A 19,660-nucleotide genomic window follows, 5' to 3' on the forward strand; every position below is an offset into this window, starting at 1 on the left:
AAAAGATCTCCCCCTGGCCTGACGACAAGAACAAGCTTGCCGTGCTCAATAAAGAGCGATATAATACTTTCATAACGTTTTATATTTTCCTTAAGCAGTGAGTGTAGGAGCTTGCTGCTTTTTTATATTTTCAATAGCCTTCTTCGCCTCGGCATTCACCAGAAGAATCTGTGCTGGATTCCTCTTTACTTCCCGACAATGATTCACAACCTCAGAAGCTTTCATTAACCGGCTTGCAGATAATACAAATTTCATTCAAATCATCCCCTCTAACTTTTTTTCAAAAAAATCTTTTGACGGAATAACTTCAACAATGCGATCGAAGTCTCGCTTGGATTTTATGTACTGATCTAGTTGTTTTACAGATTTGCGAAGTTCATTAACCGTTTCATTCGCCTTTTTCATATCTCCGTTAGCAACAGCTTTGATCAAGAGCTTTGAGTATTCCTCTATAAAAATTTGTTCTCGCCTTGCTGAATTAAAGTGTTTTTTCAAAACCTTGTCCTCAAGAAGCACCTTTGATTAACCCCCTCGTTAAAAGCTTCATTTTATGCTTGCCCCACATCTTCACCCATGAAATCGAGTATTCCTTACAGAGAACAACGATTAGTTGAGTTAAAGCTGTTATGACGTCTAAACATTCCTGAATCGATTTCTCAATCATTTTTGTATCTGACAATGTTTTGGGATTGACTGAAATATGTTCAACTGAATTTTGTAGAGCGTCCATGGCTTCTGTCATTTGTATCTTGGATTGAACAAGAAGATTCACCCTATGCAAATCCGCTGTTTCCCCATCCAAGATTAAGGGTCCCCAGCCTGTATAATCAGAAGCAGCTTCAAGGGCAGCCCGTGGATCATTATGTTTCTCAGCAAAATACTGGGCCACCTCCGGCTGAACTTTGTGGCGGCCGCATTCCTGATGAGATACAGATTCACGTGAAAGAAATAATTCATCGTCCATAGATAACTGCTGTTGTGTAAGTTCCGCCTCTTTACGAGCGCTTTTTAATGCTTTCGGTGCTCTACCAAATTTCACTTTGAACCTCTCCTTTTTCTACCAAATTTTTAACCGTATATTGGTAAACTTTAGTTAAAAGATATTAAGCAGAATCATCAACACTGTTCTGTTCTAATTGGCTTATCCAAGCATTTAGGGTTTCAGGTCGGAAAAATATTTTCTTTCCAATTCTGAAATGCGGAATTTCCTTATTTCTAACCAAGGAATAAATGGTTTCTTTATGAACCCTCAGTAAACTAGCAGCTTCCTGAGGGCTTAATGGTTTGTTGCTCATAATGAAATCCTCCTAAGCACTGTTCGTTTCTAAATCAGAAACGTTTTCAGCAAAAAAATCTGTGATTTTGCATTTTAAATGTTGCGCTAAGGTTGGCAATTGATCTGCTTTAAATGCATAAACACCCTGCTCATACTTTAAATAACTTGAACCAGTTTTTAATCCTAGCTTTATTGCTAGATCTCGCTGAGAAATTTTTAATTCGATTCGTCTTTTCTTGATAAAAACCAAATCGAGTTTCTGCATATCTTTCACTCCTTTCGTTTCTGTTTCAGAAACTTTGTAACCACATAATACAGTTCTAAAATAGAAATGTCAATAAGTTTTGTTTACAATTTAGAAACTTTTTTTATTTCCATAATGGAAACATGTTATCATTTGTCTTACTTAGAAAGTGGTGAAAACAATGAATATAGGTGATCGGATAGTTTTATTAAGAGAAAGAAAAGGTTGGTCCCAAAGGGAACTAGCCCGCCGTGTAGACCTAAATTATGCTGTTATGAACCGTATAGAAAAAGGCACTCGACCTATTACTGATTCAGAAATAATCAAGTTAGCTGAGGTCTTGGATGTCACAACAGACTATCTGTTAAAGGGAAATTCAAACGACTCTCAAATAGATGAACTTTTAAATGATCCTGAAACCCTAATTGCTGGTCGTGATGGAAAAATCACTAAAGAACAAGCAAAAGAACTTTTGGATTATCTTTTGAAAAAAGGGTTCGATGAACAGTAGCAGCTATTCTTTATTCTTAATTCTTTAATTCTTCTTCTGGTAAAACATTTGTTAAACATTTGTTTAACAAAAAGAAACCTAAGTGTTAAATAAAACTTTTTGCACTCCCTGAAAACATAGATATATCAAGGGTTTTTCATGGATGCGTGCTGTAAAACAAACTGTTTAACATTCATTGAGTTAAATGAAAGATAAAGAAAACTTAACTGGAGTAAAAAGGGGAACTAAAATGTTTAAAAAATTGGGGACTTTACTATTAATCACTTCACTGATATTGCTCGCAGCATGCAAGAATAGTGAAGAGTCTTCTTCGTCTTCTGAAGACACAAACAATGCAACTGATACCAACACATCAGAAAGCCAAGACATCTCTTCTAATGGACCTGAAAAAGTTGGGGATGTATATGAAATTGAGAGCGGTACAGCCAAAGTAATGGCCATCAGCAATAAAGAAGCCACTGCGAAAACTGGCCCGATGCAAGTAACTGTAAAAAAAGTAATTGCCGCTGTAGCCAACGAACAAACACCTTATATTGAGGTTCAACTTGAAGCGGAAAACACATCAGATAAAGTTGTTTATTTCGGCCTAGATGATTCAAAATTAGCAACAAGCACTGGGGTACAAATCGATGAGCCATCTACTAACGAAAATGAAAAGTTTCTTGGAGAGTATGTGGGAAAAGTAAACGATAGTGGATCCGTATTTTTTATTTTTGAAAACGAAGAGGATATAAAAGACTTAGATTCAATTCGGCTAAGAATCTCCCTTCCGGTTGATGAGGACGCAAATGCTTTAGGTGACGATCTAGATTTAAAAATTAACTTAGAGCATTAGAAACAAGCCCTATTTTGGGGCTTTTCTTTAGAAAACAAAACCGAACATAAGTTTGTACTTCGTTAGCAGGAGGCTTTATCTTGTATCATTTATCACTTCTTGAGGAAAGAATACAGACAATTTACACCGGCATCGGTATTACAGAGCCTGGTTCATGGGACTTGGAACTAATTGCAGATAGGTTAAAAATAATAGTCCATTATAAAAACCGTTCATCTGTAGCAGTAAAACTGCTGGGAATGGCTTGCATTATTCTTGATTCGCGATTATCCAAAAAAAAGCAATGGGAAGACTTCTCCCATGAACTGTGCCATCACATAAATCATGTGGGTGTTCAATACAAATTACCCTCACTTTTTAGAGAATTACAGGAGAATCAGGCAAATGCCTTTATGTATCACTTTGCTGTACCTAGCTTTATGCTGAAAAACATCAGATTACCTGCAACCAAGCGGGAATCTATAAGTCTCATATCTGATCTATTCCAAGTTACTTATCCTTTTGCAGAAAAAAGACTAGATATGTACCTTCGTAAGCTAATCAGCTTTAAATATCAATCATTCATGATTAAAAAAAATCAAGAAAGGGAGAAAATCTTATATGCCAACAATTGAAAAAAGAGGCGAAAAGTCATTTCGATTAGTTGTTGATATTGGTACAAAGAGTAAGCGTAAAAGAAAGGTCAAAACAATTAGAATAGAGGATTCCGCTTTATTAAAAACCACTAAAAAGCTGCGCAATTACCTAGAAAGCGAATGGTATAAATTCAAAACAGAAGTTGAAGCCGGCGCTTATATCACACCGCACAAACGCACATTCAATATGTTTATAGAGGATTGGGAGAAAAAATATGCCCTGGACCATCTCGATGATAAAACTCGTGAAACTTATGAATATATTATGGGGAAAGAAATACAGCCCTATTTTGGAGACATGTACTTAGACGAGATTCAGCCTATTCACATATTAAATTTCTTAGAAGAATACCAAAGGGAAAATGATGTCTCAACATCAAGCATTCATGCAAGATATCGAATCATTAGAGATATCTTAGGAAGAGCAGCTGAGTGGAAAATTATAAAAGAAAACCCTGCAGAAAACGTAAAGCGGCCAAAACAAAAATACAATGAATACGAAATTTATACTGAAGAAGAAATAAAGGAAATTTTTAAGCTATTAGATGAACACGCTCCATTGAGGAACAGAGTTATGATTAAATTTGCTTTTACTGGTGGATTTCGTAGAGGTGAACTATTAGCAATCGATGAAACAGATTTATTTTTTGATACTAATGAAGTCAGAATTGATGAGTCTTTACAATATACAAAGAAGAAAGGTTATCGGTTTAAAGATCCTAAAAGTAACTCTTTCCGAAAAGTTACGATGCCACCTGATGTAATGCAAGAAGCATCTATTTTGCTACGAGAGATCAAGAAAAATAAATTACTGTTGGGTGAACTGTGGAGAGGAACAGATAAGCTTTTGTTATTTGGTGGGGATATGGGGCAACCCCAGTATCCTACCTCACCTAATACTTGGTGGCAGAGATTCACTAAGAGGCACAATATCAAGCCAGGACGTCTTCATGATATGAGACACTCTCACGCAACAATGTTAATAAATCAAATTGGGAAAGTACCTGGATTAAACATTAAAGCTATTTCTCAGAGGCTTGGCCATGCTAACGTCCAAACCACGTTGAATATTTACACTCACGCTAATCGTGAATCAGATATTTTAGTCGCTGATGCAATCAATAATATATTAAAAACGGGGACATTTTAGAGAAATTCTCTAATTTGCCACCCGTATGACACCCAACTATTTTAGACAAAAAAAATAACAGTTCCATATTTCGCGGAAACTGCATAAGATCAACGTATTTTAGATAAGCTTCCAAGCGGGCTCGAACCGCTGACCTCTTCCTTACCATGGAAGTGCTCTACCTGCTGAGCTATGGAAGCAATGGCTCCGCAGGTAGGATTCGAACCTACGACCGATCGGTTAACAGCCGATAGCTCTACCACTGAGCTACTGCGGAATAATATAAAGCTTCATAAACAAACATGGTAGAATTAATAAATCTGCTTGGCGGCGTCCTACTCTCACAGGGGGAAACCCCCGACTACCATCGGCGCTGAAGAGCTTAACTTCCGTGTTCGGTATGGGAACGGGTGTGACCTCTTCGCTATCGCCACCAAACAAATTGAGAGTGTTCTCTCAAAACTAGATAACAGGTGTGACATCATTCAAAATATGGTTAAGTCCTCGATCGATTAGTATCTGTCAGCTCCATGTGTCGCCACACTTCCACCTCAGACCTATCAACCTGATCATCTTTCAGGGATCTTACTTCCTTGCGGAATGGGAAATCTCATCTTGAGGGGGGCTTCATGCTTAGATGCTTTCAGCACTTATCCCGTCCGCACATAGCTACCCAGCGATGCCCTTGGCAGAACAACTGGTACACCAGCGGTGCGTCCATCCCGGTCCTCTCGTACTAAGGACAGCTCCTCTCAAATTTCCTGCGCCCGCGACGGATAGGGACCGAACTGTCTCACGACGTTCTGAACCCAGCTCGCGTACCGCTTTAATGGGCGAACAGCCCAACCCTTGGGACCGACTACAGCCCCAGGATGCGATGAGCCGACATCGAGGTGCCAAACCTCCCCGTCGATGTGGACTCTTGGGGGAGATAAGCCTGTTATCCCCGGGGTAGCTTTTATCCGTTGAGCGATGGCCCTTCCATGCGGAACCACCGGATCACTAAGCCCGACTTTCGTCCCTGCTCGACTTGTAGGTCTCGCAGTCAAGCTCCCTTGTGCCTTTACACTCTGCGAATGATTTCCAACCATTCTGAGGGAACCTTTGGGCGCCTCCGTTACCTTTTAGGAGGCGACCGCCCCAGTCAAACTGCCCACCTGACACTGTCTCCCCGCCCGATAAGGGCGGCGGGTTAGAAGGTCAATACAGCCAGGGTAGTATCCCACCGATGCCTCCACCGAAGCTGGCGCTCCGGTTTCCAAGGCTCCTACCTATCCTGTACAAGCTGTACCAACATTCAATATCAGGCTGCAGTAAAGCTCCACGGGGTCTTTCCGTCCTGTCGCGGGTAACCTGCATCTTCACAGGTACTATAATTTCACCGAGTCTCTCGTTGAGACAGTGCCCAGATCGTTGCGCCTTTCGTGCGGGTCGGAACTTACCCGACAAGGAATTTCGCTACCTTAGGACCGTTATAGTTACGGCCGCCGTTTACTGGGGCTTCAATTCGCACCTTCGCTTACGCTAAGCGCTCCTCTTAACCTTCCAGCACCGGGCAGGCGTCAGCCCCTATACTTCGCCTTACGGCTTCGCAGAGACCTGTGTTTTTGCTAAACAGTCGCCTGGGCCTATTCACTGCGGCTCTCTCGGGCTTGCACCCTAACAGAGCACCCCTTCTCCCGAAGTTACGGGGTCATTTTGCCGAGTTCCTTAACGAGAGTTCTCTCGATCACCTTAGGATTCTCTCCTCGCCTACCTGTGTCGGTTTGCGGTACGGGCACCTCTCACCTCGCTAGAGGCTTTTCTTGGCAGTGTGGAATCAGGAACTTCGCTACTATATTTCGCTCGCCATCACAGCTCAGCCTTATGGGAAACGGATTTGCCTATTTCCCAGCCTAACTGCTTGGACGCGGATATCCAATACCGCGCTTACCCTATCCTCCTGCGTCCCCCCATTGCTCAAATGGTGAGGAGGTGGTACAGGAATATCAACCTGTTGTCCATCGCCTACGCCTTTCGGCCTCGGCTTAGGTCCCGACTAACCCTGAGCGGACGAGCCTTCCTCAGGAAACCTTAGGCATTCGGTGGAGGGGATTCTCACCCCTCTTTCGCTACTCATACCGGCATTCTCACTTCTAAGCGCTCCACCAGTCCTTCCGGTCTGGCTTCACAGCCCTTAGAACGCTCTCCTACCACTGTTCGAAGAACAGTCCGCAGCTTCGGTGATACGTTTAGCCCCGGTACATTTTCGGCGCAGAGTCACTCGACCAGTGAGCTATTACGCACTCTTTAAATGGTGGCTGCTTCTAAGCCAACATCCTGGTTGTCTAAGCAACTCCACATCCTTTTCCACTTAACGTATACTTTGGGACCTTAGCTGGCGGTCTGGGCTGTTTCCCTTTCGACTACGGATCTTATCACTCGCAGTCTGACTCCCAAGGATAAGTCATTGGCATTCGGAGTTTGACTGAATTCGGTAACCCGGTAGGGGCCCCTAGTCCAATCAGTGCTCTACCTCCAAGACTCTTACCTTGAGGCTAGCCCTAAAGCTATTTCGGAGAGAACCAGCTATCTCCAGGTTCGATTGGCATTTCACCCCTACCCACACCTCATCCCCGCACTTTTCAACGTGCGTGGGTTCGGGCCTCCATTCAGTGTTACCTGAACTTCACCCTGGACATGGGTAGATCACCTGGTTTCGGGTCTACGACCACGTACTCATGCGCCCTATTCAGACTCGCTTTCGCTGCGGCTCCGCATCTTCTGCTTAACCTTGCACGGGATCGTAACTCGCCGGTTCATTCTACAAAAGGCACGCCATCACCCGTTAACGGGCTCTGACTACTTGTAGGCACACGGTTTCAGGATCTCTTTCACTCCCCTTCCGGGGTGCTTTTCACCTTTCCCTCACGGTACTGGTTCACTATCGGTCACTAGGGAGTATTTAGCCTTGGGAGATGGTCCTCCCGGATTCCGACGGAATTTCACGTGTTCCGCCGTACTCAGGATCCACTCAGGAGAGAACGAAGTTTTGACTACAGGGCTGTTACCTCCTATGGCGGGCCTTTCCAGACCTCTTCATCTACCTCGTTCTTTTGTAACTCCGTACAGAGTGTCCTACAACCCCAAGAGGCAAGCCTCTTGGTTTGGGCTAATCCCGTTTCGCTCGCCGCTACTCAGGGAATCGCATTTGCTTTCTCTTCCTCCGGGTACTTAGATGTTTCAGTTCCCCGGGTCTGCCTTCTCATATCCTATGAATTCAGATATGGATACCACTCCATTACGAGTGGTGGGTTTCCCCATTCGGAAATCTCCGGATCAAAGCTTGCTTACAGCTCCCCGAAGCATATCGGTGTTCGTCCCGTCCTTCATCGGCTCCTAGTGCCAAGGCATCCACCGTGCGCCCTTTCTAACTTAACCGTTAAAAAGAATCACTATGTGATATCTTGTATTACTAATTGAATGTGATGTCTACTGTTATCTAGTTTTCAAAGAACACGTTTCGAAGGAATGATCCTTCAAAACTAAACAAGACAGGGAACGTTCTGTTTATAAGACCCAAGGTCTTATATTCCGTATAATATCCTTAGAAAGGAGGTGATCCAGCCGCACCTTCCGATACGGCTACCTTGTTACGACTTCACCCCAATCATCTGTCCCACCTTCGGCGGCTGGCTCCTAAAAGGTTACCTCACCGACTTCGGGTGTTACAAACTCTCGTGGTGTGACGGGCGGTGTGTACAAGGCCCGGGAACGTATTCACCGCGGCATGCTGATCCGCGATTACTAGCGATTCCAGCTTCACGCAGTCGAGTTGCAGACTGCGATCCGAACTGAGAACAGATTTGTGGGATTGGCTTAACCTCGCGGTTTCGCTGCCCTTTGTTCTGTCCATTGTAGCACGTGTGTAGCCCAGGTCATAAGGGGCATGATGATTTGACGTCATCCCCACCTTCCTCCGGTTTGTCACCGGCAGTCACCTTAGAGTGCCCAACTGAATGCTGGCAACTAAGATCAAGGGTTGCGCTCGTTGCGGGACTTAACCCAACATCTCACGACACGAGCTGACGACAACCATGCACCACCTGTCACTCTGCCCCCGAAGGGGACGTCCTATCTCTAGGATTGTCAGAGGATGTCAAGACCTGGTAAGGTTCTTCGCGTTGCTTCGAATTAAACCACATGCTCCACCGCTTGTGCGGGCCCCCGTCAATTCCTTTGAGTTTCAGTCTTGCGACCGTACTCCCCAGGCGGAGTGCTTAATGCGTTAGCTGCAGCACTAAGGGGCGGAAACCCCCTAACACTTAGCACTCATCGTTTACGGCGTGGACTACCAGGGTATCTAATCCTGTTCGCTCCCCACGCTTTCGCTCCTCAGCGTCAGTTACAGACCAGAGAGTCGCCTTCGCCACTGGTGTTCCTCCACATCTCTACGCATTTCACCGCTACACGTGGAATTCCACTCTCCTCTTCTGCACTCAAGTTCCCCAGTTTCCAATGACCCTCCCCGGTTGAGCCGGGGGCTTTCACATCAGACTTAAGAAACCGCCTGCGAGCCCTTTACGCCCAATAATTCCGGACAACGCTTGCCACCTACGTATTACCGCGGCTGCTGGCACGTAGTTAGCCGTGGCTTTCTGGTTAGGTACCGTCAAGGTACCGCCCTATTCGAACGGTACTTGTTCTTCCCTAACAACAGAGCTTTACGATCCGAAAACCTTCATCACTCACGCGGCGTTGCTCCGTCAGACTTTCGTCCATTGCGGAAGATTCCCTACTGCTGCCTCCCGTAGGAGTCTGGGCCGTGTCTCAGTCCCAGTGTGGCCGATCACCCTCTCAGGTCGGCTACGCATCGTTGCCTTGGTGAGCCGTTACCTCACCAACTAGCTAATGCGCCGCGGGTCCATCTGTAAGTGGTAGCCGAAGCCACCTTTTATGTTTGAACCATGCGGTTCAAACAACCATCCGGTATTAGCCCCGGTTTCCCGGAGTTATCCCAGTCTTACAGGCAGGTTACCCACGTGTTACTCACCCGTCCGCCGCTAACATCAGGGAGCAAGCTCCCATCTGTCCGCTCGACTTGCATGTATTAGGCACGCCGCCAGCGTTCGTCCTGAGCCAGGATCAAACTCTCCGATAAAGTAGTTTGACTGACTACGCACATCGCTGTGCGATTTTTAAAAACTGAATTAACAGGTACGTTTTGTCTTGTTTAGTTTTCAAAGATCATTACCGCCGCTTAACGAAGCAGCTTTATTACTATAACATTTAGCTTCTTTTAAGTCAATAATTTTTTTCAAAGTATTTAATGAAGCTTTTAGTTGATGTCAGCTGTTTATCAGCGACGAATAATAATATATCACGGATATTATCAAAAGGTCAACACCTAATTTAGGCTATGTGAAGAGACATTTTATCGGTTATATTCAATTGTCCATGCTCATAAGATGTAAAACAAGAATGATGGACAAGATAAGGAGGCATCATCAGTGAATCACTTCTATGTGTGGCACATTAAACGGGTAAAACAATTAATTATTATACTTATCGCCGCATTTGCAGCTGCCAGCTTTTTTTATATCCAAAGAGCTGTCCCGCTTCCCGTGTTTTCAACTGACACCGGACCTAAAGCCATTTATAAAGGAGAAACAGACTCTAAAGATATTTCACTTACTTTCGATATCAGCTGGGGTGATGAGAGAGCAGAACCGATACTTAATACTCTGAAAGCAAACGGGATTAAAAATGCAACGTTTTTTCTTTCCGCTTCTTGGGCAGAACGCCATCCCGACACAGTGGCCCGTATCGTAAAGGACGGACATCAAATCGGGAGCATGGGCTACGCTTATAAAAACTATGCCAATTTAGAGAGCAGCGAAATAAAAAAGGACATGAACCGTGCGCAAACAGCCTTTGAAAAGTTAGGGGTCAAAGACATACAGCTATTAAGACCCCCTACCGGCCAATTCAATAAGAATGTTCTAAAGGTCGCAAAGCAATACAATTATACAGTCGTTCATTACAGTGTGAACTCTCAAGACTGGACAAATCCCGGAGTTGAAAAAATCATCGACAATGTGACCAAGCAAGTTTCCGGTGGAGACATTATTCTTTTACATGCCTCCGATTCGGCAAAACAAACAGAAGAAGCATTGCCTGATATCATCCATCAGCTGAAAGAAAAAGGATTAAAAAATGTAACCGTGGGTGATCTCATCGCAAATTCTGATGCCAGATCCGCAGAGGTAAAGTAATTACTTTGCTGCAAACTTCGGCAGCATAAGCAATTGGAAGGCATTACATGCCATTAACGGAAAAAGCATTAAATAAAGCCAGTCCTCATCATTTACTCTTAATGCAGGGAACCATTCTAATGCGGTAATCACAACCATCAAAAACAACGATGACACAAATGTTTTCTTAGAGGACTGCTTTTGCTTTATATAAGCTGTAATCACTCCAAAGATCAATAAAAACACCGGTAACCACGCATACCCAGCCAGCGATTCTCCGCTCTCTCCAAAAAATAAAAAACGCACGTACATTAAATCAAAAGCAACAAACAGGATGAAAAACAACTGCAGCAAATTCCACAAAGAGGAGGACCTTAATATCTCAAGCGCAAACCGATGGACTGTTAAAAACACGAAAAAACCCATTTGGCTGATCACACTGAAAATCATGCCTACACCGATAAACCAAAATAAAACAGAGAAAATCTGTCCCGCTTCAAATGTCAGAAACAGCCCTCTATATTCTCCCCATTTTAAAGCAAAACCCACAATACTCGTGATAAGCGCCCCGACAGCTAAAATAGAAAAGAAAAAACGAACTAAACCACGGCTTTTCATTTCTTTATTCATCCCCTCAAAAATCGCGAACAGCGATATTTTGTTATGTATAATTCCAAACAGATGAATCATATTAAAGGTAAGACAAGTATGTGAAAGGAGCTTAAGCATGTCAAAAGCCAAAACGCTATTGATGAGCTGTTTTTTAATATTATCTGTAACAGCTTGCGCTCCAAAAGACCAAGCAGCGGATATGGACTATGATCAGACCAAAAAAATGGTTGTTGATATATTAAAAACTGATGATGGAAAGAAAGCTATTAAGGAATTATTAAATGATGATGCCATGAATGAAGCGCTGGTGATTGACCAAGATGCAATTAAAGGAACAATAGAAAAAACACTCACATCTAAAAAAGGTGAAGAATTTTGGAAAAACATCTTTGAAGACACTGATTTTGCTGAGGGCTTTGCCAAAACTCTTCAAACAGAGCATGAAAAAGTGATTAAAAAGCTGATGAAGGATCCAGATTACCAGAAGATGCTGATGAGCGTTATGCAGGATCCCGGCATGGATAAAAAGTACAGCCAGCTGGCAAAAAGCCAAGAATTCCGCAGTTATTTAGAAGAGGTTATTAACGAAACACTTTCTAGTCCGCTTTACAAAAAACAGTTCGAAGATGAACTGAAAAAAGCAGCAAAAGACACGGCCAAAGAAAGTGAATAAAGGGAAAGCCGGGATCTGGAATCCCGGTTCACCTTTTATACCTGCACTGACATTTTTGCATCTATTTTTTTTGCGATGTCCTGATATATTTCTCCGATTGGATGATTTTCGTCATAAACAGACGGAGCAAATTGGTCCTTATCCCAATCGGGCTGTTTCAATGGGATTCTGCCGAGTAAAGGCACGTTTAGTTCCTCAGCCAGTTTATCTCCTCCGCCTTTTCCAAACACATATTCTCTTTCCCCTGTCTTTGCACTTTCATAATAAGCCATGTTCTCTATAACACCCACGACCTCATGATCGGTTTTAATCGCCATAGAGCCCGCTCTGGCCGCGACAAAAGCAGCTGTCGGATGTGGCGTAGATACGATAATTTCTTTGCAGCTCGGAAGCATTGTATGTACATCGAGAGCAACGTCCCCTGTACCAGGCGGAAGATCAAGAACAATATAGTCTACTTCTCCCCACTCTACTTCATGGAAAAAGTTATTCAGCATTTTGCCGAGCATCGGCCCTCTCCATACGACCGGGGCATTTTCTTCTACGAAAAAGCCCATTGACATGACCTTTACTCCAAAGCGTTCAACAGGAAGAAGTTTCTCTCCTTCAATTGTTGGACGCACAGTGATACCCATCATGTCCGGCACACTGAACCCATAAATATCCGCATCAATTAAACCAACCTTTTTCCCTAGACGAGCCAGAGAAATAGCTAGGTTTACTGACACAGTTGACTTGCCTACGCCGCCTTTTCCACTTGCTACAGCAAGAAAGACTGGCGGGTTATCCATATTTAATAATGTTTTTTTCTCAGCTGACGGCTCCCGGAATTTAGCAACCGTTTCTTCAGGCAGCTCTTCAAATCGAAGGCCGACTGTCTCAGCTCCTGCCCCTTTTAATACGTTTACGATCTCTTGCTGAATCTGCATTTGTTCTGCAGTTCCTGTTTTTGCAAGAGCGACTTTTACACTGATATGCCGTTTTTCAGGCTTTATTTTAATTTCCTTAACGGCATCCAATTCTCCCAGAGGTCTTTGAAGAAAAGGTTCGCGCATTTCTCCGACTAGTTTTCTTACTTCATCTTCTCTTATCATCGAACCTCACCCTTTTGTGTATTCGTTTACAATTATTATTATATCATACATAAATGGCGGGTGTCTTATGCTTAGAACCACAAGAAAACCCTCCATTACTCCGGAGGGTCTCCTTTTTCTGTGAAATATCGCAAAATGCCTTTATATATGGAAGATGCCACCTTGTCTTGATATTTCGGTTTACCGAGCAGCGTTGCTTCGTTTGGATTGGATAAAAATCCGACTTCTATAAGCGCCCCCGGTTTGGTGACGTTTTGCATTAAGTAGATACCATGAATCCGCTTTGCTTTCCGGGTTGTGTTTTCCAGATTTCTTCTCAGCTCATCCTGGATGTATTTTGCGACTTTCTCATTTTCCGCATATTTCCCGTAATAAAAGCTTTGGGCTCCGCTCCATTTTTGTGACGGAATCGCATTAAGATGAATGCTGATATAGAGCTCCGCCTCTGAATGGTTTATTAATTTGACTCGTTGTCTTAGATCCTCAGCTTTTCGTCGACTATAGCCTTTTGTTCCTTCCGGAGCGAGATCAGTATCACTTTCTCTGGTCATGATAACAAGCGCTCCTTGTTCTTGAAGATAATCCCTGACTCTAAAGGCCACTTCCAGGGTAACATCCTTCTCTAACAGCTTTCCGCCGACTGCTCCGCCGTCAGGCCCGCCATGACCTGGATCTAGATAAATGATTTTACCGCTCAAGGGCAGGCTCCACGGCTTCCAAGAGTCGTTATTGCTGAACTGATATTTGAACAGAAATAGTAATACGATGAAGCCTAGCAAAAAACTGAGCCATTTAAGCTTTTTCCTCATCCCTTCCCCTCCCGCTTGTCCGTTATTACATAACTATGGGACAGGGCCGGGAAATATGATTATCGCATGCGAAGCTTACACTGTTTTTCTCTTTGAACAAACCCCGCTGTCCACCAATCTTTAATGAACTTGCGTGCCGCTTCATAAACCGTGTTTTTATCAAATGTTGCGTATTGCTCGTGTATCCAATTATAGAGATAATCAAAAAACTCCATACGTAGCTCTTCTTCTTCTCTTGCAGAGCGGGCACTGATACTTTGCATGGATTCTCCGTAATAGCCGAATATCCCAAAACGCCCGCCTAACAAATAAGCTTCAATCGCAAAATCAATACAGCCTTCAGTAATAATATCTCGTTCATCATGTAAAAATGGAAATAATGGTTCCAAACAATCCTTAACAGACTGGATAATTTGTCTCAGAGAGAGTTCTTTGAGCAAGTTCTTTTCTAATTCAAAATCCTTTTGGCGTTTCACATCCATAAAAGACAGTACTTCTGCCATATAAATTCACTCTCCTTTTATCGATTATTTTGAGGTTTGGATAATGAAACAATGCCCGAATTCGGTTGGAAATTCGCCCAAATGAAGGTGTAAAATCGATAAAAAATCAACTTTCTGCAGGGTCAGGAACAAACGTTCTGTAATTAGTTATAAAAAAAGCAGCCCCTCTAACAGGTCGCTGCTTTTCATACTTTCACGCTTCTTGTTGCAGAATATGTATGGATATATTGGTCTAATACAAACCCGCCTTTATCTTCATAAAAACCAGTAACGATAAAACCAGCATCAATTTGGCCTTTGATTTGGTCTTCTAAGGAATGGCCGAATTCCAGAGCCTCATTATTTTCGATCAGTTTTTTCACTCTATGTTTCGGAAGATCTTCTGGGTCAGCATATGGAATGGAGTGTTTTACTTTTAAAACACCTTGCTGTTCTAATTCTGTATCAAACAGAAATACAACAGGATTGACAAAACCCGAGATTAGAACACCGTTCCTTTTCAACACACGGTGCGCTTCCTTCCATACCGGGAGGACATTCTCAACAAAAACATTGGCAACAGGATGTACAATGACATCAAATGATTCATCATTAAATACACTTAAATCGTCCATGCTTCCTTTGACAGTGTGTATCGTGAGACCATCTCGCTCAGCAACCATTCTATCCTGATTCAGCTGTTTTTCTGAGTTATCTAATACGGTGACATCCGCACCTGCGGCTGCCAAAACTGGACCCTGCTGGCCACCGCCTGAGGCTAAACAGAGTACTTTCAGACCTTTGATAGGCGGAAACCAATCCTTCGGCACATCTTTCATTGGCGTTACCCTTATATCCCAATTACCTTTTTTTGCTTGTTCGATAACCTGCTGCTCAGCAGCAACAGTCCATTCATTGCCTGTTTCTACTTTTTTATCCCAGGCTTTGCTATTATGAGCTACTAACGCATTCATGAATCTTCTCCTTACTTTAATGTATAGAGTATAACAAATATTTCTAGATTGATATCGCTTTCCCTTTGTATATTTAGAAAAAAGTTCATAAAAACGCAAAAAAATCACAAAGGAGATATGTGATTTATATCATCAGATTTACTTTTACTTCGTTACATAAAGCCATTAGCAATGAGAGCTATTGTTCTCCGGGTTAATCAGCAGTGAACTTTAACGGATGAGATACAGTGGTTAAATGGAGCTGGGCTGTCGACATAACGATAATAAACATTGACCGAACTTCCAATTGAATAAAAATGAAAGCTATCTGATTTTTACAGTAAGACCGTTTATAAACAAACAAATTGTTTAACCCCGTCAAGCGTCCATTCAGTGTTATTTTGATGCGGAGCTGGCCACGTTATATTAAAAGAAAAAAGCTCCCAACCCAAGGTCGAGAGCTTTTTGAAAACGTAAAATTAACGTTTTGAGAACTGAGGTGCACGACGAGCGCCTTTAAGACCGTATTTTTTACGTTCTTTCATCAAGGGATTATTTAAGGGTTTTTATCTTCACTTAGAGACCGGTATATCAACGTTTTTGAAAAACGCATACCGTAATCTTTTTTTACTTTATTTACTTTTGTGGGTGTCTTTGTGGGTGCCCACATTCAAGCAGTATAAGTTATAATAAAATCACCAACTAGAAAGGGACGAGGAAAAATGAACATTAATAAAATCAGATCAGCTTTATACAAGTCGGCTAAAATTTTAGGTGACGTAAATGCTGCTAAAAACGGCACTCTCGGGAAACGACTTGCTCGCCGTGCCGCAGGCAAAACAACCAATAAACTTATGAGAAACTTATTCAAATAAAGGAGATGAGATTTTTGAAGAAAGACAAACTTGATCCTCCAGTTGGTACATACTATGATCCTCCTGTCGGAATGTCTTGTGAATAAAATCGGGTGGTAACGCAGATGGTCATGACAGATTTTGAACGTAAGTTATACCGGATCATAGTGAACATGCACTTATATGGAAAGAATCCAACTTTGAACGATATAAAAAGGAAAACAGGAAAGGATGAAGAGGATATTCGTGCAGCTGTGAAAAGCCTTTTGATGAAAGGCGAATTGAAATGGGATAAATTGCAGAAAAAGTGGATAATATAAAAAGCCCTACTGATGGGCTTTTTGCTCTTGATCTTGAATCATCTTTATGATGTTCATAGTTGGTAAAATGACCGGTTGTTCACTACCTTTACCAGTTACATCAGATACCAACGACCTTAAGTAAGGATATAAAATAGCAACACCATTAATTCTATAATAGTCTATTTTATCTCCCTCATCTAGTTCGTTAGCTGCTTCTATTATAAATTCACCTTTGACTTTACAATTTACGTAAATTGAATTCTTCTCTAAATTACGATCGCCTAATTCAATCCCTAACTGTAAATTTGCTTGTTCTTTGTTTTCGTCAGCAAATTCTAACTCAAACGAGAAATCTGGTTTTAAATCAGCTTCATCTTCTATAAAAGATGGATCATACAGATATTCTATATTTGTTACATGGTAATCAATAAACTGTAGTACTGCTTTCATAATATTATGCCGCTCCAGAAAGATTATTTTTTGCAAATGATATATCAACTTTTGATATCACAAAATGAGATGTTTCATCCATAGTAACATGTACATCTTTTAAAACATTACTTTCTTTGATGCCGTTACTGGAGTCTGGAAAAATATCCTCCATCGATAGTGGTTTTTCTTTTCCGTCCTTTACAGTGAAAACTCCTGGATTAGATGAATTAAGTTCTACCTCTCCACCCAATCTTTTTATATTGTTAATAATTCTGTCTTTGTCGAATTCGAATTTCATATTAATCACTCCTTATTAGAAAAGATTCTCTTTTTTCTTCTTTTCTTGGTGTTTTTACTTACAATAGGAGGAATGTAATTAACAACTCCACAGATATTAGTCTGTTTAAAGTCAATCAGACTTTTATCCCTTACACAGACTTGAACTCCATGAAGAACTAAATCAATCTCTTTTAAATCACCATTAAAATAACCTTCACCAGGAAAAGTTCTTTGTATTACCTTTATTTCTTGAGGTAATTCATCGCATATAGTGCACCTAAAGACATTAGGATCTGCAGATAACTTAATTTTATTTTCAGTACAATACTTCACAAATTCTTTTTTGAATTCAGTAAAGAATATTAAATCATCTCTAGCATCAAGGTTTAATACAGAAGATTTATCTACTTTTAATATTGTTTTTAGTATAGCTCCATTTTCTTTTTGTCGCTTTACTTTGGTCAAAGCCCATGCTTTGGCTTGATGATAGTCTTCTCTAAAAAAATATATTCCCTGACCGAGCCAATGATCTTTTCGATATTCACTGAATTCGAATTTTTTATCGGCTATAATCTTTTTCGCCTTCTCTAATAACGTTCCATGAAATCCAATAATTGTTACATCGAATTTTACATCTTCTGCCCTTAACATACTGTACCCCATCACTTTATTCTATACACACAATTGAACTTTTTTCTGTTATGGTGATTTCTGTATTGAAAAATTTCCCTGTCAATCTATATATTTCTCATATTAGACTACTTTTTTGATGAAAACAATATTTTTGATTGATTTATTTCAATAAATATTGTATAATCCATATCTTGATTTTTCAGACCGGGTAATCATCTATATATAGTGTTTCGTTTTCTCTCTAAAACAGAACAAATCACTATATATAGATAAAACGCTTGATTTTAGGTCATCTAATCAATATATAGTATTACAATTTAGATCATAATCTTTTTTTATAGGTGGCATTCGTATTACAAATTATTACATGAAAATCCCTTCTGAATTTGCAGAAGGGTTTCATTCATCATACGGCCGGTACTTCTTCCGGCCGGCTTCTAATTCTTTTTTAAGAGCTTGTACATGTCCAAGCAAAAACAATGCGACTGTCCCAACCTTTTTAACCGGCTCGAGCTTTCCGGAAGTCACAAGCGTACTTAAACGTTGCCGAGTGACTCCAAGCAGCTCCCCCGCTTCCGCTGCAGTCAAAACTTCTTCCTTGATAAACTTAATTTTTTCGCTTTCTTTCATGTCGGCTTTCTCTCCACATCATAATGAATCCTTTTAACAAGGTAATAACAACAGCTATCATCAATACAGTATGCGCAATCTTTCCAGACATACCCTCATCGGTTAGATCAATTGCAACGATCCCGGCAACCAATATGAGCAAAACGGCAAAGTCACCTGTGCTGTACTGCTTAAAATATTTTTTCATACTATCGTGGACGTGATATAATGTATGAGCAAGGGGATTTCTCCCCTTGTCTCACTAGTATCAGCGCTTCTTGCTTGTCCGGCGGGAGCGCTTTTTCTTTTTCTTGCTATGCTTTTCGCTTTCCTTTTGCCATATGTCGTAGATGTGTTTAATGATGGTCACGATACCAGCGATAGCAAGAATCCAGTTTCTCACCTCGTCCACTTCAGCACCTCCTTTCTATACCTTAATTATACAATATCTATTTACGATCGTCAATAGATATAACAAAAAAACATACTCTCTCTTAATCAAAAAATGCTAATAATTTGAAGTATTTAACCGATAGTAACAATAACAGGACATGAGCAAGTAATTAGGAGGAAGTAAATTGATACCGTCATCCAAAGCAGAATTGGACAAAATAAAAAAAGATTGCCTAAAAATGGTTAACAAACGAGCAACCGCTTCTGGTCTCGCTGGAGCAATACCGGTACCAGGTGTTGACGTAGGAACTGACGTAGCTATTATGATGGAGTTAATTCCGAAAATTAATAGAAAATTTGGTTTAAGTGAAGAACAGATTGAACAATTAGATGTCGAGTCTAAAAAAATGATACTCGTTTTAGCAACATCCATTGGCAGTGAAATGATTGGGAAAATGATTTCTAAAAAAACAATTACAACCTTACTCAAAAAGATTGGGTTGAAAAAAATTGCAACTAAAAGCACAGCCAAGTTTATCCCTGTTGTAGGTCAAGTCGCATCTGGATCAATTAGTTTTTTCGCAATGAAAAGCCTTGGAAAATCTCACATTGAAGACTGTTATAATGTATGTCTAAATTATATAAATCAAAAAGAATTAAGTTTGTAAGAGC

The 19,660-nt window shown here is 41.3% G+C and carries 24 protein-coding genes, 2 tRNA genes, 3 rRNA genes and 1 pseudogene; 9 read left to right on the forward strand and 21 right to left on the reverse strand.

The features are described from left to right. Positions 1-90: 90 nt before the first annotated feature. The 5 genes from NYE22_RS21635 to NYE22_RS21655 form a co-directional block, all read right to left on the reverse strand. Positions 91-255, reverse strand: a complete 165-nt coding sequence (locus NYE22_RS21635) for a hypothetical protein (protein WP_014112369.1) — start codon at positions 253-255, stop codon at positions 91-93. Then, entirely contained in the window at positions 256-516 is a 261-nt protein-coding gene (locus tag NYE22_RS21640; protein WP_014112368.1) for a hypothetical protein, read from the reverse strand. After that, positions 506-1,039, reverse strand: coding sequence for a helix-turn-helix transcriptional regulator (locus NYE22_RS21645; protein WP_010330168.1), 534 nt, complete (start codon positions 1,037-1,039; stop codon positions 506-508). The genes NYE22_RS21640 and NYE22_RS21645 overlap by 11 nt, the downstream gene beginning before the upstream one ends. Before the next feature lie 64 nt (positions 1,040-1,103). Then, on the reverse strand, positions 1,104-1,295 hold the full coding sequence (locus NYE22_RS21650; protein WP_017696740.1) for a helix-turn-helix domain-containing protein: 192 nt from the start codon (positions 1,293-1,295) through the stop codon (positions 1,104-1,106). A 12-nt stretch (positions 1,296-1,307) separates the two neighbouring features. Further along, positions 1,308-1,541 (reverse strand): helix-turn-helix transcriptional regulator, encoded by a 234-nt coding sequence (locus tag NYE22_RS21655; protein WP_017696739.1) that lies wholly within the window; start codon positions 1,539-1,541, stop codon positions 1,308-1,310. Positions 1,542-1,701: 160 nt separating this feature from the next. Here NYE22_RS21655 and NYE22_RS21660 point away from each other — a divergent pair, with 160 nt between their 5' ends. The 4 genes from NYE22_RS21660 (at position 1,702) to NYE22_RS21675 (ending at position 4,651) form a co-directional block, all read left to right on the forward strand. Beyond that, the gene (locus NYE22_RS21660; protein WP_017696738.1) at positions 1,702-2,031 is read left to right on the forward strand and encodes a helix-turn-helix transcriptional regulator; all 330 of its coding nucleotides are present in this window, start codon (positions 1,702-1,704) and stop codon (positions 2,029-2,031) included. 184 nt (positions 2,032-2,215) lie between these two features. Continuing rightward, positions 2,216-2,866, forward strand: a complete 651-nt coding sequence (locus tag NYE22_RS21665) for a hypothetical protein (RefSeq protein ID WP_198508138.1) — start codon at positions 2,216-2,218, stop codon at positions 2,864-2,866. A gap of 80 nt (positions 2,867-2,946) precedes the next feature. Further along, a complete protein-coding gene (locus NYE22_RS21670) occupies positions 2,947-3,480 on the forward strand; it encodes an ImmA/IrrE family metallo-endopeptidase (RefSeq protein ID WP_213391421.1) in 534 nt (177 codons plus the stop codon). Beyond that, positions 3,467-4,651, forward strand: coding sequence for a tyrosine-type recombinase/integrase (locus NYE22_RS21675; RefSeq protein WP_213391423.1), 1,185 nt, complete (start codon positions 3,467-3,469; stop codon positions 4,649-4,651). Before NYE22_RS21670 ends, NYE22_RS21675 begins: the two co-directional genes overlap by 14 nt. 106 nt (positions 4,652-4,757) lie before the next feature. Here the strand turns inward: NYE22_RS21675 and NYE22_RS21680 are convergent. The 5 genes from NYE22_RS21680 to NYE22_RS21700 all read right to left on the reverse strand — a co-directional run bounded on the left by NYE22_RS21680 (position 4,758) and on the right by NYE22_RS21700 (position 9,770). Then, positions 4,758-4,830, reverse strand: a tRNA-Thr gene (locus NYE22_RS21680). A gap of 2 nt (positions 4,831-4,832) precedes the next feature. Beyond that, positions 4,833-4,907, reverse strand: a tRNA-Asn gene (locus tag NYE22_RS21685). A 45-nt stretch (positions 4,908-4,952) separates the two neighbouring features. Continuing rightward, positions 4,953-5,068, reverse strand: a 5S ribosomal RNA gene (gene rrf, locus NYE22_RS21690). Positions 5,069-5,122: 54 nt separating this feature from the next. Next, positions 5,123-8,050: ribosomal RNA gene (locus NYE22_RS21695) — 23S ribosomal RNA — on the reverse strand. A gap of 170 nt (positions 8,051-8,220) precedes the next feature. Beyond that, positions 8,221-9,770, reverse strand: a 16S ribosomal RNA gene (locus tag NYE22_RS21700). Together the 16S, 23S and 5S rRNA genes with 2 tRNA genes alongside form the textbook arrangement of a ribosomal RNA operon. A gap of 349 nt (positions 9,771-10,119) precedes the next feature. Here NYE22_RS21700 and pdaB point away from each other — a divergent pair. Beyond that, on the forward strand, positions 10,120-10,884 hold the full coding sequence (gene pdaB / locus NYE22_RS21705; RefSeq protein WP_021481998.1) for a polysaccharide deacetylase family sporulation protein PdaB: 765 nt from the start codon (positions 10,120-10,122) through the stop codon (positions 10,882-10,884). Here pdaB and kbaA read toward each other — a convergent pair whose 3' ends face one another. After that, the gene (kbaA, locus tag NYE22_RS21710) at positions 10,885-11,481 is read right to left on the reverse strand and encodes a KinB-signaling pathway activation protein (protein ID WP_004399693.1); all 597 of its coding nucleotides are present in this window, start codon (positions 11,479-11,481) and stop codon (positions 10,885-10,887) included. It lies immediately after the preceding gene. 109 nt (positions 11,482-11,590) lie between these two features. Here kbaA and gerD point away from each other — a divergent pair, with 109 nt between their 5' ends. Continuing rightward, entirely contained in the window at positions 11,591-12,148 is a 558-nt protein-coding gene (gerD, locus tag NYE22_RS21715; protein ID WP_172861589.1) for a spore germination lipoprotein GerD, read from the forward strand. 35 nt (positions 12,149-12,183) lie between these two features. Here the strand turns inward: gerD and salA are convergent, their stop codons facing one another. The 5 genes and pseudogenes from salA to rpsI form a co-directional block, all read right to left on the reverse strand. After that, positions 12,184-13,242 carry an iron-sulfur carrier protein/transcriptional regulator SalA gene (gene salA, locus NYE22_RS21720; protein WP_038827773.1) on the reverse strand — a complete coding sequence of 353 codons (1,059 nt, stop codon included), beginning with the start codon at positions 13,240-13,242 and terminating at the stop codon, positions 12,184-12,186. Between the two features lie 95 nt (positions 13,243-13,337). Further along, positions 13,338-14,051 carry an N-acetylmuramoyl-L-alanine amidase CwlD gene (gene cwlD, locus NYE22_RS21725; RefSeq protein WP_015252979.1) on the reverse strand — a complete coding sequence of 238 codons (714 nt, stop codon included), beginning with the start codon at positions 14,049-14,051 and terminating at the stop codon, positions 13,338-13,340. A gap of 59 nt (positions 14,052-14,110) precedes the next feature. Then, positions 14,111-14,554, reverse strand: coding sequence for a YbaK family protein (locus tag NYE22_RS21730; protein WP_003235118.1), 444 nt, complete (start codon positions 14,552-14,554; stop codon positions 14,111-14,113). 185 nt (positions 14,555-14,739) lie between these two features. After that, on the reverse strand, positions 14,740-15,507 hold the full coding sequence (locus tag NYE22_RS21735; protein WP_021482000.1) for a class I SAM-dependent methyltransferase: 768 nt from the start codon (positions 15,505-15,507) through the stop codon (positions 14,740-14,742). Positions 15,508-15,965: 458 nt separating this feature from the next. Next, positions 15,966-16,031: pseudogene (gene rpsI, locus NYE22_RS21740) on the reverse strand (30S ribosomal protein S9); the annotation flags it as partial. Positions 16,032-16,208: 177 nt separating this feature from the next. On the opposite strand from rpsI, the gene NYE22_RS21745 reads away from it, so the two are divergent. Further along, positions 16,209-16,361, forward strand: a complete 153-nt coding sequence (locus NYE22_RS21745) for a hypothetical protein (protein ID WP_342412162.1) — start codon at positions 16,209-16,211, stop codon at positions 16,359-16,361. 110 nt (positions 16,362-16,471) lie between these two features. Further along, complete coding sequence (locus tag NYE22_RS21750) at positions 16,472-16,660, forward strand: hypothetical protein (protein ID WP_342412797.1); 189 nt, start codon at positions 16,472-16,474, stop codon at positions 16,658-16,660. 6 nt (positions 16,661-16,666) lie between these two features. On the opposite strand, the gene NYE22_RS21755 is transcribed toward NYE22_RS21750, so the two are convergent. The 5 genes from NYE22_RS21755 to NYE22_RS21775 all read right to left on the reverse strand — a co-directional run bounded on the left by NYE22_RS21755 (position 16,667) and on the right by NYE22_RS21775 (position 19,007). Next, a complete protein-coding gene (locus tag NYE22_RS21755) occupies positions 16,667-17,092 on the reverse strand; it encodes a protein-export chaperone SecB (RefSeq protein ID WP_015715419.1) in 426 nt (141 codons plus the stop codon). A gap of 4 nt (positions 17,093-17,096) precedes the next feature. Beyond that, positions 17,097-17,372, reverse strand: a complete 276-nt coding sequence (locus NYE22_RS21760) for a hypothetical protein (protein ID WP_015715418.1) — start codon at positions 17,370-17,372, stop codon at positions 17,097-17,099. A 5-nt stretch (positions 17,373-17,377) separates the two neighbouring features. Further along, positions 17,378-18,004: a hypothetical protein gene (locus NYE22_RS21765; protein WP_015715417.1), complete on the reverse strand. Its 627-nt coding sequence runs from the start codon at positions 18,002-18,004 to the stop codon at positions 17,378-17,380. Between the two features lie 381 nt (positions 18,005-18,385). Then, complete coding sequence (locus tag NYE22_RS21770; protein ID WP_015715416.1) at positions 18,386-18,616, reverse strand: DNA-binding protein; 231 nt, start codon at positions 18,614-18,616, stop codon at positions 18,386-18,388. A gap of 247 nt (positions 18,617-18,863) precedes the next feature. Then, on the reverse strand, positions 18,864-19,007 hold the full coding sequence (locus NYE22_RS21775; RefSeq protein ID WP_015715414.1) for a hypothetical protein: 144 nt from the start codon (positions 19,005-19,007) through the stop codon (positions 18,864-18,866). A gap of 166 nt (positions 19,008-19,173) precedes the next feature. Between NYE22_RS21775 and NYE22_RS21780 the strand changes: the two genes are divergently transcribed. Beyond that, complete coding sequence (locus NYE22_RS21780) at positions 19,174-19,656, forward strand: hypothetical protein (RefSeq protein WP_015715413.1); 483 nt, start codon at positions 19,174-19,176, stop codon at positions 19,654-19,656. Positions 19,657-19,660 lie beyond the last annotated feature (4 nt).

It is taken from the genome of Bacillus sp. FSL K6-1560, assembly GCF_038592935.1.
Classification (GTDB): domain Bacteria; phylum Bacillota; class Bacilli; order Bacillales; family Bacillaceae; genus Bacillus; species Bacillus subtilis.

Coding starts and splice junctions, on each gene's coding strand:
- NYE22_RS21635 (WP_014112369.1), bottom strand. CDS start 255: ATGAAATTTGTATTATCTGCAAGCCGGTTAATGAAAGCTTCTGAGGTT.
- NYE22_RS21650 (WP_017696740.1), bottom strand. CDS start 1,295: ATGAGCAACAAACCATTAAGCCCTCAGGAAGCTGCTAGTTTACTGAGG.
- NYE22_RS21655 (WP_017696739.1), bottom strand. CDS start 1,541: ATGCAGAAACTCGATTTGGTTTTTATCAAGAAAAGACGAATCGAATTA.
- NYE22_RS21660 (WP_017696738.1), top strand. CDS start 1,702: ATGAATATAGGTGATCGGATAGTTTTATTAAGAGAAAGAAAAGGTTGG.
- NYE22_RS21665 (WP_198508138.1), top strand. CDS start 2,216: ATGAAAGATAAAGAAAACTTAACTGGAGTAAAAAGGGGAACTAAAATG.
- NYE22_RS21675 (WP_213391423.1), top strand. CDS start 3,467: ATGCCAACAATTGAAAAAAGAGGCGAAAAGTCATTTCGATTAGTTGTT.
- kbaA (WP_004399693.1), bottom strand. CDS start 11,481: ATGAAAAGCCGTGGTTTAGTTCGTTTTTTCTTTTCTATTTTAGCTGTC.
- gerD (WP_172861589.1), top strand. CDS start 11,591: ATGTCAAAAGCCAAAACGCTATTGATGAGCTGTTTTTTAATATTATCT.
- salA (WP_038827773.1), bottom strand. CDS start 13,242: ATGATAAGAGAAGATGAAGTAAGAAAACTAGTCGGAGAAATGCGCGAA.
- cwlD (WP_015252979.1), bottom strand. CDS start 14,051: ATGAGGAAAAAGCTTAAATGGCTCAGTTTTTTGCTAGGCTTCATCGTA.
- NYE22_RS21730 (WP_003235118.1), bottom strand. CDS start 14,554: ATGGCAGAAGTACTGTCTTTTATGGATGTGAAACGCCAAAAGGATTTT.
- NYE22_RS21735 (WP_021482000.1), bottom strand. CDS start 15,507: ATGAATGCGTTAGTAGCTCATAATAGCAAAGCCTGGGATAAAAAAGTA.
- NYE22_RS21745 (WP_342412162.1), top strand. CDS start 16,209: ATGAACATTAATAAAATCAGATCAGCTTTATACAAGTCGGCTAAAATT.
- NYE22_RS21750 (WP_342412797.1), top strand. CDS start 16,472: ATGACAGATTTTGAACGTAAGTTATACCGGATCATAGTGAACATGCAC.
- NYE22_RS21755 (WP_015715419.1), bottom strand. CDS start 17,092: ATGAAAGCAGTACTACAGTTTATTGATTACCATGTAACAAATATAGAA.
- NYE22_RS21760 (WP_015715418.1), bottom strand. CDS start 17,372: ATGAAATTCGAATTCGACAAAGACAGAATTATTAACAATATAAAAAGA.
- NYE22_RS21765 (WP_015715417.1), bottom strand. CDS start 18,004: ATGTTAAGGGCAGAAGATGTAAAATTCGATGTAACAATTATTGGATTT.
- NYE22_RS21770 (WP_015715416.1), bottom strand. CDS start 18,616: ATGAAAGAAAGCGAAAAAATTAAGTTTATCAAGGAAGAAGTTTTGACT.